6 protein-coding genes are annotated in these 14,226 nt (G+C 64.5%); all 6 read left to right on the top strand.

Translation table 11 applies throughout. The annotated features are described in order from the left end of the window. The first annotated feature begins 251 nt into the window (after window positions 1–251). A complete protein-coding gene (locus tag SPR01S_RS16385) occupies window positions 252–776 on the top strand; it encodes a LuxR C-terminal-related transcriptional regulator (RefSeq protein ID WP_084251256.1) in 525 nt (174 codons plus the stop codon). Window positions 777–810: 34 nt separating this feature from the next. Further along, window positions 811–1,155, top strand: a complete 345-nt coding sequence (locus tag SPR01S_RS16380) for a hypothetical protein (protein ID WP_066591314.1) — start codon at window positions 811–813, stop codon at window positions 1,153–1,155. A 41-nt stretch (window positions 1,156–1,196) separates the two neighbouring features. Continuing rightward, a complete protein-coding gene (locus SPR01S_RS16375; RefSeq protein WP_066591312.1) occupies window positions 1,197–1,664 on the top strand; it encodes a hypothetical protein in 468 nt (155 codons plus the stop codon). 920 nt (window positions 1,665–2,584) lie between these two features. Then, complete coding sequence (locus tag SPR01S_RS16365; RefSeq protein WP_169803455.1) at window positions 2,585–3,235, top strand: response regulator; 651 nt, start codon at window positions 2,585–2,587, stop codon at window positions 3,233–3,235. Continuing rightward, on the top strand, window positions 3,232–4,968 hold the full coding sequence (locus tag SPR01S_RS16360; protein WP_066591307.1) for a sensor histidine kinase: 1,737 nt from the start codon (window positions 3,232–3,234) through the stop codon (window positions 4,966–4,968). The genes SPR01S_RS16365 and SPR01S_RS16360 overlap by 4 nt, the downstream gene beginning before the upstream one ends. 703 nt (window positions 4,969–5,671) lie before the next feature. Next, window positions 5,672–14,008, top strand: a complete 8,337-nt coding sequence (locus SPR01S_RS16355; protein ID WP_066591306.1) for an autotransporter-associated beta strand repeat-containing protein — start codon at window positions 5,672–5,674, stop codon at window positions 14,006–14,008. The last annotated feature ends 218 nt before the right edge of the window (window positions 14,009–14,226 follow it).

Raw genomic sequence — 14,226 nt, 5'->3', positions numbered from 1 at the left:
GGGGGGGGGGGGGGGGGGGGGGGGGGGGTCCCCCCGCCTCTGACCAGGGCCGTTATCAGGAGGGTCGCTGCGCCGCTACCCATTTTGGTCAATCCGGACGCGATTCATCGCGGTGCCCAAGCTCCAGCGTGTCGACACAAATCGCCGTGCTAACGCCCGCAGCCCGCGCCATTCGCGGCCCGCACCCTTGCCTCGGGCTCGTCAAGTCCACCGACCGCCCCCGATGGCAACGAGATTGATGACGCGCGCCGATCCGGCAGCCGGAGCAATCAGCTCGTTGCTTCGCGCAGGATCATGCTCATCAGGCGCCGGATCGCGATCCGCGAGGTCGGGCTGCCGCCATTTCCGCGAACACGGTCAACACCCATATTTCTCTGGCGGTGAGGAAGCTCGGCGCGCCCAACCGCATGCACGCGGCGCGCATGCTGCGCGAGCATCGCTCGGTGGGTGAGCGTGCGCAGCACCCTCCCGAAAATGTGACTAGCCAAATTCTGCGACTGTCGCCTGGCCAGCCGATCGCGCCAGACCTGTCCCGGCAAGGAGCGCCGAGTGACGACGATGCGGGGCTGATGGTATTATCCCCGATCGCCCCACCTCCCGTTCCGTCGGTCAACAGGAGCGCGAGCGATGACGTGATTTCCGCCTTCAAGACCGCGGCCCTGATCATCGCCACCGCCGCGGGCCTGGCCGTCATCCTGGCCAATTACCGATCGGTCATCGGCGCCGCCGAGGACATCTACAACGCGATGCCACCCACTTCCATCACCGCACGTTAGCCTGGCCGGCCTCGCCGCCGGGCGAGGAGGTCGAATGACGTTCAATCGCACTATCGTTACAACGCGCCGCGCCTTGACCGACACGCTGGCGAAGGAATTCCTGCCGCTCGAACAAAGTGCCGATGCCACCGCGGTCAAAGGCTTTCGCTTCCTTGCCTTGACGCTCGAGCAGCGCGCCGAGGCGGCCCTACCCGTGGCCGCTGGCGAAACGGCGATCGATCTCCTCTACGATGCATGCAGGAAGGCCTATGAAGTCCAGGCCCGCTTGCGCCAGGCGCATGCGATGTGGCCGACGACCGCCAAGGAGGTGGGATTCATCGCCCCTGAATGCGATCCTAAAGGGTCAGGGGAGGCCACGCCGATGAAAATTGTGGCCTGAATTCCGTTGACTATCTCGGCGGCACGTGGCCCATCGGGGCCATGCCCGCCTGGACGATCTGGTATGTCGAGGCCTTTCCGCCGCTGGTCGCGCTCAGTCTGGTGGCGGCATGGCGATGGGGCGGCGCCACCGAGCTCGTCGTCGCGTTCCTCTATCTCGCGGCCACGGATTTGCAGAAGATCTTTGCGGGGGTCGCGGGCATCAGGTTCGTGCATTTCGAGCCGGCCGTGGCAACGATCGACATCGCCTTATTGTTCGGTTTGTCGGTCCTGGCGCATCGCCGGCCACGGGTCTGGATCGTCGGTTCGGCCGCGCTGCAATTGATCGGCTGCCTCGCCCACGTCGCCAAGGCAATCCAACCCGCAATGCCGGCCTTGGTCTATGAGATCTTGATGGGCAGTACCGGCTATCCGCTGCTGCTGCTGCTGTGGGTCGGAATCGCCGCCAGCAAGCGAAAAGCGGCAAGACAGGCGCGAACGGATCGAGGTCAGGCGGCTAGACGGCATTAGCGGACCCGGGCGTGGTCGAACGTCAGGCCATTGGCGGCCGGGAACGATCGTTCGGCATTGCCGCGTAGAGCAGCGAATGCGTGTGTTCGCATCGAAACAGGCCGGGTGGCCGAGGCGTATGTCCAGGCCCCGCGGGGCTAAAGGCCTCGGTACACGCTCAAGCGTGATCTCGACACCCGGCTTTCGAGCGCTGTCCCCGGGTGTTTGGTTGTGGCTGGGCTCCAAGCTGACCCGCGCGCTGTCAACACGGCGCACAGGCGGGCGAGCCGCCGTTCTTGTTTTGCCAACGCCGCTGCCCCAGGTCAGCTTCGCGCCCCATAATCGGTCATTCGTCTGAGCGCGCGGACTCCCCAAAGCGGTCGTTCAGACGAATGATTTAAGCCCCGACGCTCGCAGCATCGAGCTAGGCACCGTTGCCAGACAGCATCGAAGTATTTGCAATTCCGAGCACACGTCCGGCTCTCAATGCCGGTCTCGGCTTCGATGTCCTCGGCGGCCATGAATTTCGCGAGCCGTTCGCTCGGAATCGACACCATCAATTGCATGAAGAGCGTCGAGCGCGGCCCGGACGCGCTGCCGCAGCAGGGGCGCATTGCTGCGGAAGCGGTCGAGTGCGGCGGTCATGGCTGTGCTGTAAACGCGCGGCCATCGCCATGCATGTCGGCCGCCGCGGCGAACTAATCGAGATCGCCTAGACGCTGGCAATGGTGCCAGACTTATTTCAGGATGAAAGGGCTAAGTCCGAAGACCGACGCTTGTGTACTAGTTCCTCAGAGCTCTTCAATCGTCTTGAGGCCCGGATCAGCGATCACCCCGTAAACGGGGGATTGAAATCGGACAGCCGGGCAGCGAGGCTGTTCCCTACATGGACCGATGCGCAGCAGCCCGTCAGACCATTGAAGCACGAGAGAGCGGGAGAAGTGAAAGGGAACGTGGTCATTGTCGAGGACGATCCTCTCGTCGCTGCTCATGTTGGGCGCGGTGTGGAGGCGCATGACGGTTTGTCGCTGGTAGCCACCACGGGAACGCTGGCCGGAGCACGGGAGCTGCTCGATCGTAAGGTGGATCTGTTCATACTCGATCTTGGTCTTCCGGATGGAAGCGGGATAGAATTGATCGAAGAAATCCGCGCCCGAGGCGGGCTGGAACCGAAAATACTCGTGCTGTCGGTGCTGGGCGATCAGGATACTGTTCTGGCCGCCGTGCTGGCGGGGGCGGATGGGTATTTGCTCAAGGACATCGACAGCCTCGACATCGGCCAGCAAGCCGCCGATGCGTTGACAGGCGGCGCACCCCTGTCACCCAGCATCGCCGCTTACGTGTTGCGCCACCTGCGTCGGCAGCGGGATGATGCTAAATCGGATGATGCCGATCCGCCGCTCTCGCCGCGGGAAATCGAGCTGCTGCAGCTGCTGGCACGCGGGTACAGCAACCGGCAGGCGGCGGTCGCGCTCGAGATATCGCCGCACACGATCGGCGATCACGTGAAATCGATCTACAGGAAGCTCCGGGTGAGCAATCGGGGCGAGGCTATGGTGCGCGCTTTTCGTAGCGGATTGCTGCGCCTGTGAAGATTGTGCCCCGGCTGACGGGCTGGCGCCGTGCGCTCGCGATTATTCTCGGTGCGCAATTACTGTTTTGGGGGGTTTATGTGCTCATTGTCGCCGGCCTGCAGCCCGCAGGGACGCTGAAACCCTACCAGCTGCCCAACGCTCGAACGCTGCTGGCGTCGGAACGGGGCGAGGTCGGCGCCTATGCCAACGGGCTTCCGGGCCCTGCACTATTACGGCTTCCGGGCTGGCAGCCTGTAATTCTGTACCCGGCGCGGGCCAGCCTGTTGACGGTGGACGAAAACGGCGTGGGCGAAGGGTGGTCGATCACCTGCCTGGAGCACGACTGCCCGAACGCCACCACTGCCTATGCGGGACCGTTCGACCGCCTGAAAAAGGCGGCCGACTGGGAGAAATTCCTGCGCTTCGACATGGTGTGGTTGGTCGTCGCGACTGAAATCATGATGGGTGCAGCGCTGATCGTCCTGCTGCCGGTCAACCGCTTTTCGCGCCTCCAGGGTATCACCGGCCTGTTGCTCATCTTGGTGGGCGTCGATGCCTGGCTCACCACGTTCGGGGCGGAAAGCCTTCCTTATGCTTGGTTTCCGCTCCTGCGGTACGGCACGGAATATCTCATGCTGACGGCGGCGGCGCTCGCCGTGAATGCCTTTGCCGCCTGGCGGCCGCGCGAGGCATGGGCGGCATGCGGCTGTTTCATCGTTATCTTCGTTCTATTGCTGGCGACCATGATCATGGGCGCCAGCGTCGCGACGATCGTGCCCTGGCTCGATGCGATCACTCTGACCCTGTTGCTCGGCTATGGTGTGCTTGCTTTGCTGCGGATGGGGCGAAAGACGCCAGGGCCGGCGATACGGGTTCTTGCAATATTGCTCGTCGCCCTTGCCTCGATTGCTTTCGATTTGTTCCTCCTGCCACCGCCGGTTGGCTTTGCGTTACAGGCATCGGTCCTCGCGCCGCCGCTGACGATGTTCGGCATCCTGTTCGAGATCGCGCTACAGGGACATCGGCTGAATCAAGAGGCGGAGGAGGCGCGCAGCGATCTCGAGCGCCAGGTGCTGGAGCAGGATGCGAGCCTGTTGCGTTCGTCGCAGGTACTGCGCCATCAGGAACGGCTGATCGCGATCGATGCCGAGCGCCAGCGCCTGCTGCGGGATATGCATGATGGAGTGGGTGGCGTGCTCACGCATCTGTTGCTCGATGTCCGCGAGAATCGGCTGACCGCACCGGAAATCGAACAGGGATTGCAATCCGCGGTCGACGACCTGCGCAACATGGCAAGTGCGATCGATGCGGGCAATGAACCGGTCGACGAAGCGCTGGCGATGTTCCAGGAGCGTATGGCGGGCCGCCTCGCGCGATCGGGCATTGCGCTGGACTATAGTTGCTCGCTGCCGATCCCCGCGCCGAGTCTCGACGTCCGGCGGCTGCTCAGTCTCTATCGGCTGTTGCAGGAGGGTATCGCCAACACCGTGCGCCATGCGTCCGCGACAAGGATCGACCTTGCGGTGAAGTCGGGCGACGGAGACGCTATTCTGGTCATCCTGGCGGACGATGGCATGGGGTTCGAGCCGGCGAGCGCGATCAGCGCGGCCGGCGAAGGACGAGGTCTGGCCAATATGCGCCGTCGCGCCGTTCAGATGGGCGGGCGCCTGGGAATCGAAAGCGGGGCGGGGCGCGGCACTCAGTTGACCCTGATCATCCCGATTGCCTTCGCTGCGGGTCGAAAAGCCTGAACCGATCGCGATATCGTACCGACATCCCCTGAAAGCGGGATTGTTGCCGCGGCCCCGAGGAGGGAAATTTCATCGCCGACGTGGAGAGCGCCGGGCCTGATCGGCTTGTCGGTCGCGGCGTGGATCATAGGGGGAAGGCGAGGTGCCGGGCAAAGCATGGGCAAGCTGCAATCGTCGCTATTGCCCTGGTCTCGGTCCTGACGGGGTGCGGAAAGGCGCCTGAGAATCAGGCATCGAACAACCGTTTTGTGCCAACCAAGGCCCAACTGGACGCTGTGAGGGGCGAGGGCCCGCTGCGGACCGCACAGGCGGCTTCGCGGCTGGATTTCTGGCTGCATTACAAGCCGATGCAGACCAACGGCATGCAGCAGGCGCTGGGCGGCGAGGCGCAGGCGATCGCACGCTACGACATCAGGGCGGGAACGGTTTTCGGCACGGGTGCGAGCCAGACGCGTGAACAACGCGGCCCGAATCCCCCTCACGCTCGAACGAAAACACTGAATTTACCAAATATATCGCGCCACCCCCCCCGAACGCGGGATTGATGTGCCTCCGCCTGTACCGCAGGAAAGCCATCACTCAGCCCCGTCCGAAATCGGGCGGGCAAACAACGAGATCGCGGTTCGACGGTTGCGGCGTGTGGAGGCGCTTGCGTGCTTTGCCCTGCGTCCGCGTTCGGGCGAGCGCCACGAGGGGTAAGGCAATGACGGCAGGACACGGCAAGCGCGCCATTTCGCTCAGGAAGTTGTCATTCACGAGTTCCACGCTCGCGCTTCTGGCCTTTGCCCTGGCACCGTCATCGGCGGCGGCGCAGACGGCGACCGGCAACACCTATTGGGACGGGTCGAACACTGCGGCGAACAATACCGTGGATGGCGGAACGGGCACGTGGAACGACGGCGGGACCAATTGGACCGATGCGAACGGCAGCGCGAACGGCACTTACGACCAAGTTTCGACGCTGGTCTTCAAGGGCACGCCCGGGACGGTGACGGTCCCGCTTGGTGCCGCGCTCGACATCGGCAGCGGGTTGCACTTCGCCGTCAACGGTTACACGGTGACCGGCTCAGGGGCCCTGTATCTTACAAAGCCGGTGACAACCTTACGTGTCGGCGACGGCACCACGGCGGCCGCGGGCATGACGGCAACGATCGCATCGACGCTCGCAGGCGGTGGCGGGATCGACAAGACCGATCTCGGCACATTGATACTTTCGGGGACCAACACCTATGGCGGCGGCACAAGGATTTCGGCGGGGACGCTGAAGCTCGAGGGCGATGGCACGCTCGGTTCGTTGCTCAACCCACTTACCGTGGGTTCCGGTGCAACGCTCGACCTTGGCGGCACTTCGCAGACGGTCGGTGAACTGTCCGGGGGCGGTACCATCACCAGCTCGGTTTTGACGGGCAACACCGCCCGCTTGACGGTCAACCAGAACTACAGCACCGACATCACAACCTTCAGCGGCGCGCTTGTCGAGCAATTCGACGAGATCAACGGTGGCAGCTTGACGCTCGGACTAACCAAGTCCGGTCTCGGAACGCTGATCCTGACCGGTAACAACGCCTATACCGGCAAGACGGAGATTCTTGGCGGCACGCTGATCGTCAATGGGGCCCTGGGCAATACGTACTGGGGTAACATCCTGCTGGGCAATTCGCAGGTCAGGGTTGCTTCGGGCTCAGCCCTGGGCGGCGGCGGTTCGATTGCCGGCGGCGTTACCGTTGAATATCTCGGCACTCTCCTTGGCTCCAATACGCAGACCCTATCGATGGGATCGCTGGCGTTGGATGCGGGATCCCACATCAATGTCTCGCTCGGCGCGCCCTCGGCAACGGGCCTGTTCAACGTCTCTGGCGACTTGTCGCTCGACGGCATCCTGAACGTCAGTGATGCAGGCGGCTTTGGCAGCGGTCTCTATCGCCTGTTCGACTATGGCGGGACGCTGACCGACGGCGGATTGGCGATCGGCATGACGCCCAGCGGCTACACGACGGGCGACCTGACCGTGCAGACCTCCGTGGCCAAACAGGTCAATTTGCTGGTCGGGGCGGTCGCACCCGGCACCTACAGCTTCTGGAACGGCGCCCAGACCACGCCCAACAACGTGGTCAACGGCGGCACAGGCACGTGGAGCGGCGCCGGAACCAACTGGACGAACGCGGGCGGCAGCGCGAGCGGCGTCTATGATCCGGCCGCGCTGCTGATCTTCCAGGCCACGCCCGGCACGGTGACGGTCAGCGCGGGCGGCGGCGCGCTCGACGTGAGCGGCGGGATGCAGTTCTTCGTCGGCGGCTATCATCTGTCCGGTGACGCCCTGAACCTCACTCAGTCCGATGTTCCGATCCGCGTGGGTGACGGCACGGCCGGCGGCACGGGCATGACCGCGACCATCTCTTCCGCGCTCACCGGCAGCGGCGGTATCGACAAGACCGACCTCGGCACGCTGGCGCTGACCGGGACCAGCCACTTCAACGGCGAAATCACCGTCAACGGCGGTACGGTCGCGATCCGCAATGGCGGCAATGTTACCAACGCCGCCGGAGAGATCGCCAAGGACGCCGGCACCACGGGCACGGTCACGATCGATGGCGCAGGGTCGGTGTGGACGAATAGCAGCGGCATTTCGGTAGGGATCGGCGCGAACAGCAGCGGCACGCTGAACGTCATCAATGGCGGCAACATCCTCCAGACCGGCGGCGACGGCATTGTCGGCTATGGGGCCACGGGTACCGCCACGGTCGATGGCGTGGGCTCGAAGTGGATCAACAGCGGCGCGACAAGCGCCATCCAGGTCGGTTGGGGCAGCGGCAACGGTACGCTGAGCATCATCAACGGCGGCAGCGTTTCCGATACGTTCGGCCAGATCGGCTATTCGGGTACCGGTGCGGGTAGCGGTGGCACGGTCACGGTCGATGGCGCAGGATCGGCCTGGACCAATAGCAGCAACCTCAACGTCGGCGCTTACGGTAACGCTACGCTGAACATCACCAATGGCGGCAGCGTTTCCAGCGCCACGGCCGTTGTCGGCAACGGCACCGGCGCCAACGGCACGGTCACGATCGATAGTGCGGGCTCGTGGACCAACAACAGCGTCCTCAAGCTGGGCCAGGGCGGTTCCGGCACGCTCAACCTGAACGGCGTGACCGGCGCGCGCGGCGCGCTGGCGACACAAGGCATCAGCAAAGGCCAGGGCACCGGCATCGTCAATTTCGATGGTGGCATCCTGCGCGCCGCGAGTTTTAACGGCGATCTCCTGAGCGGCTTCGCCGCCGGAGATGTGACGATCCGTGGGGGCGGCGCGTTCATCGACAGCAATGGCGGGAGCGGCAGCATCTCCTCGCCGCTGGGCGGCGTTGGCGCCCTGACCAAGCAAGGAGCAGGCTCGCTGACCCTGACCGGCGCGAACACCTATGCCGGCGGCACGATCATCGAATCCGGTACGCTGCAAGTCACCGGCACCGGAACATTGGGCGCCACGACCGGGGCGCTCAGCATAACCGGCGGGGCCCTGCTCGATCTTGGAGGCACGTCGCAGACGGTCGGTGCGCTGTCGGGCTCGGGCAACATCACCAGCACTGTCCTGGGTAATCTGAGTCTATTGACGGTCGATCAGGCTACCAACACCACGTTCTCCGGCATCATCGGCGACGGCTTCGATTCCATTGCGGGCGGCGTGGCCCAGGTCGGATTGTCCATGCGCGGCGGGGGCGTTCTCACCCTGTCGGGGGTGAATAGCTACACTGGGCCGACCACAATTTTCGGCGGCGGCGAAATTCAGGTCGATGGTTCGATCGCCAGCGCCGTCACGGTCAATAGCGGCGGCGCATTGTCCGGTGCCGGTACGATCTTCAACGCGGTGACGCTGAACCACAACGGCCTATTGGCCGGCAAGTCGGGCCAGACTTTGACCATGAACAGCCTGACTCTGAATGATGGGTCGGTAGTTGTCGCGGCTCTCGGGGCACCGTCCACGACTGAATTGTTCAAGGTCCACGGTGATCTGGTGCTTGCCGGAACCTCAACGCTGGATGTTTCCCCCGACACCGGCTTCGGCGCGGGCCTCTATCGGGTGATCAGCTTTGACGGGAACCTGACTGGCGGCGGCAGTCTGACGGTCGACCCGGCGGCGAATCCCGCGTGGAACCTTGAGGTTCAGACCGCCGCCCACCAGGTTAACCTCCTGGCGGGCACGTCGGCCAACCCCGGCGCCTTTGCCTTCTGGAACGGCGCACAGACCACGCCCAACAATATGGTCGATGGCGGCGCAGGCACGTGGAGCGCGACCGGAACCAACTGGACCAACGCGGCCGGCAGCGCGAGCGGCGTCTACGATCCGGCCGCCATGCTGATCTTCCAGGGCACGCCCGGCACGGTGACGGTGAGCGCAGGCGGCGGCGCGCTCGATGTGAACGGCGGGATGCAGTTCTTCGTCGATGGCTACAAGGTAGCGGGCGACGCGCTGAACCTCTCGGCGGCGGCCACGCCGATCCGCGTCGGGGACGGCACCGCGGCCGGTGCCGGCATGACGGCGACTGTCTCCTCCGTGATCACCGGTAGCGGGGGTCTCGACAAGACCGACCTCGGTACGCTCGTTCTTTCCGGGTTCAACACGTACACCGGCGACACGACGATCTCGGCGGGCACGCTGAAGTTCGACGTCGACCTGGGTGGCACGCTTGGCGCACCAACTGGAGCGCTTGCGATCGCCGGCGGCGCCACATTTGATCTTACCGGTACCAGCCAGACGGTCGGCGCGCTGTCCGGCGCCGGCAGCATTACCAGTTCGGTATATGGCGGCCGGCAAAGCCCGCTCACGGTCAATCAGGCGACCAACACCAGCTTCAGCGGTGCGATCACAGACGGATACATGACGGGCGCTGGGGACGGCGCCGTGTGGCTGATCAAGGATGGTGCGGGCACGCTGACCCTGTCCGGCCACAGCGCGTTCTCTTTCACCACCGTCGATGGCGGCACGCTGGCGATCGCCAATGGCGGTACGGTCGCGAACGAAACCAGCTATTTGGGTAACGCGGCCGGAAGCAATGGAACCCTTCTCGTTACCGGCAATGGGTCTGTGTGGAGTACGGATTATCTGTACCTCGGTTACGCCGGTGCGGGCACGCTGACCGTCGCGGATGGCGGCAGGGTCAGCGTCGGCACGGTGGATATGGCGCACGCGAGCTCCGGCAGCGGCACGTTGAATCTGAACGGCACGGCCGGGGCGCGCGGCGTACTGGAAACCGGCTTCGCGGGGGGGAACCGCGGTGAGGTGGCGGTCAATTTCGACGGCGGAATCTTGCGCGCCACCGATGCCGACACCTTGCTGAGCGGCGGCGTTCCCGGCTCGGTGACGATCAAGGCGGGCGGCGCCTTCATCGACAGCAACGGCTATCACATGGAGATCGCCTCTCCGCTAGGCGGCGTCGGCGCGTTGACCAAACTGGGCGCCGGGACGCTGACCCTGACTGGCAACAACAGCTATGCCGGTGGCACGATCGTCGACACAGGTACGTTGCAGCTTGCTGGGACGGGGACGCTGGGTGCGCCTACCGGAGCCCTCACCATCGCGGCTGGCGCGGCGCTCGATCTCGGCAGCACATCGCAGACGGTCGGTACGCTGTCTGGCGCGGGCGATATCACGAGCACCGTAACGACGGGGACACCCAGCCTTCTCACCGTCAATCAGGCGACCGACAGCATTTTCAGTGGCGCCATGAAAGATGGCATCCAGGTTCTCAGCCCCGGTAGCGCAAGCCTCCCGCCGATCATCGTGCCAACGGTCGTCGGGCTGACCAAATCGGGCGCCGGTTCGCTTACCTTAAGTGGCAGCAACGCTTATACCGGCGATACCAACGTGACCGGCGGAACGCTGCTGGTCGATGGGGCTTTGGGCAATACCAAGGTTGCGGTCGGTTCGGGTACCACCCTGGGCGGGGCCGGCACAATCGCCGGCAATGTTTCCGTGGCGGATGGCGGGATCCTCTTGGGTCGGGCTGGCCAGACCCTGTCATTGGGATCGCTGGCGCTCAGCGGCGGCTCGTTCGTCAATGTTTCGCTCGGCGCACCGTCGACGAGCGGATTGTTCAACGTCACGGGCGACCTCGCGTTGAACGGCACGTTGAACGTCGGTTCTGCAGGCGGCTTTGGAGACGGCCTCTATCGGCTGTTCGATTATGGTGGCGCGCTGAGCGGTTCCGGACTCGCCATCGGCGCCACGCCCGCGGGCTATGCCGTTGGCGACCTGACCGTGCAGACGTCGGTGGCCCATCAGGTGAACCTGATTTCCTCGTCGGGACCGTACATCTTCTGGGATGGTGCCAATACCATTGCGAATGGAACGGTCGACGGCGGCTCCGGGATATGGAGCGCCGCTGGCACCAACTGGGCCAACACCAATGCCACCGCCAATGGCGCCTATAGTCCCGCAACCATGCAGATCTTCGTCGGGACGCCCGGCACGGTGACTGTGGATGCAGCCGGGGCGGGCGCGCTCGACATCGCGACGGGTCTTCAGTTCGCGGACGACGGTTTCATCGTACAGGGTGACGGTCTGGCCCTGACCGGAGCAAGCACCGTTATCCGCGTGGGCAATGGCATCGCCTCGGGCGGTAACGTCACCGCGACGATCGCGTCCGCGCTTACCGGCAGCGGCGGCCTCGACAAGACCGATCTCGGCACCTTGGTCCTCACCGGCACCAATAGCTACGCCGGCGGCACGACGATAGTGGCCGGTACGCTTCAGCTCGGCAATGGCGGCACGACCGGCTCGATCACGGGCGATGTAGCCAATAACGGTCGTCTGGTGTTCGACCGGTCGAATGCGCTGACCTTCGCCGGCGCGATCTCCGGATCCGGCGCGCTCGAGCAGATCGGCACGGGTGCGATCACCTTGACCGCCGTGAACACCTATACCGGCGCCACGACGATCTCCGGCGGTATACTGGCGATCGCGGCGGCCGGCGGCATCACCTCCGATGTGACCAACAGCGCCACTTTCCAGAATGCCGGCACCGTCGTGGGCGGCGTGACCAATAATGCCGGCGCGACCTTTACCCAGACGGGCGGCAGCGTTTCGAACGGCCTGTTCAACGCCGGCACGCTCAATGCCAATGGCGGTGCGCTAAACGGCGCATTCGCCAACGATGCGGGCGGTAGCTTCGCGGTCGGCGGCACGGTGACGGGCAACGGCGCTTTCAGCAACGCCAGCGGCGCGACGCTCACGGTGGCGGCAACCGGCGGCTTCACGATCGCGGGGCTGCTGACCAATAGCGGTGCGGTCAGCGTCGCGGCGGGCGGCTCGCTGATCGCCCCGGCCGGCATTCTCAACAAGGCGGGCGGCGTCATCACCAACAATGGTACGATCACGGACGTGCTCGAAAATGCCGGGACCGTCACCAACAACGGCGTCTACAACGCCAACGTTGCGTCCAACACCGGCACTATCATCAATAGCGCCGGCGCGACGTGGAACGGCAATTTCAACACCGCGGGAATCGTCACCAACGCCGGCACGATCAACGGCGGCCTGACGCAGAGCGGTGGAACGACGAGCAATACCGGCGCGATCACCGGTACCGTCACGATCGCGGGCGGTCTCTTTACCGGCACGGGGTCGGTCGGCGGCCTGAACGTGGCGGGCGGCGCAACGGTTGCGCCAGGCACGAGCGGCGACATCGGCACGATGAACGTGGCTGGCGGCATCACCTTCAACAGCGGCGCGATTTATCAGGTCGCCGTGACTGCGGCGGGACAAGCCTCGCGTATCAACGCGACCGGGCAGGCCATTCTCAACGGCGGGATGGTCGATGTGCTTGCCGGAGCGGGCAATTACCGGCCGCAGACCGATTACACGATCCTGTCGGCTGGTGGCGGGGTCAGCGGTACCTTTACCACTGTGACCAGCAATCTTGCCTTCCTCGACCCGTCGCTCCGATACGATGCGGGCAATGTCTATCTGCGGCTGCGCCGCAACGACATCAGCTTTGCCGGGATCGGCCAGACGCCGAACCAGGTCGCCATCGCCGCGCCGACCGAGAATCTGGGCTGGGATAATCAGGTGTTCGATGCAGTGGTGAATCTCTCGGCTGATCAGGCGCGCGATGCCTTCGATCAGCTTTCGGGCGACATCCACCCCTCGATGCGCACGGTGATGCTGGAGGACAGCCGTTTCGTGCGCAATGCGGTCTGGGAGCGGTTGCGGGGAAGTATGGGTGACGACAAGCGTGGTGGCGTCTGGGGGCAGGCAATCGGCTCCTGGGGCCATACTGGCAGCGACGGCAATGCCGCACGGCTCGACCGCTCGGCCGGCGGCCTGCTGATGGGCATCGACGCCGCGGCGGATAAGAACATCCGGCTCGGCGCGGTGTGGGGCTATTCCCAGGCCAGCGTCGATGCGCGCGGATCGGGCAAGATCGACAGCTATCACCTCGGCGCCTATGCCGGTGGCCAATGGGGCGCCGCCTCGATCCGCGCCGGTATTGCCTATAGCTGGCAGGACAACCACACGACGCGCGTCATCGCCTTCCCTGGCTTCGTCGATACGGCACGGGCCGGCTATAATGGCGGCACTTTCCAGGCGTTCGGTGAGCTTGGCTATGGCATCGACCTTGGCCGCACCAAATTCGAACCTTATGCCAATGTCGCCTATGCGCGTGCCCGCACCAACGGGTTCAGCGAGACGGGTGGCGATGCCAGGCTGGCCGGTGCCCGGGCAGCGAGCGATGTGACGTTCACGACGCTCGGCCTGCGGACTTCCACCGGTTTCGACCTTGGCGACGCCCGTACGATGCTGCGGGTGGGCGCGGGCTGGCGCCACGCATTCGGCGATGCAGTGTCGTTCACGGCGATGCGCTATCGGGCGGGAGGCAATGCCTTCTCAGTCGCAGGCCTGCCTCTAATCAGCGATCCCGCCCTGATCGATGCCGGTCTCGATATCGCGATTTCCGGTCGTACCAGTATCGGTATCTCTTATGGCGGGCAGTTCGGAAACCGCCTCTCGGATCAGACCGCGAGAGCGAGCCTGACGTTCAAATTCTGACGTCGCCGCGACGAATCCATTTGCTCGGCGGCTCGCCCAGACAAAACCTTCTTGTCCTCGGACCATTTTTTATCGGGGGGAGAACGAAAAGGAGCGGACCACGGGTAATTCGAACAAACCTGCAGGAAAGTACTCACATCCCGCTTCGACTGTTCGATCGACGGTGCCGAAGCGGCAGCTTCGCGCCCTATAATCAGACATTCGAAATCGTTTGACCT

Source organism: Sphingomonas pruni NBRC 15498 (assembly GCF_001598455.1).
GTDB lineage: Bacteria > Pseudomonadota > Alphaproteobacteria > Sphingomonadales > Sphingomonadaceae > Sphingomonas > Sphingomonas pruni.
Note: the sequence above shows the minus strand (reverse complement) of the source record. Positions and strands in the feature narration are given on the sequence as shown.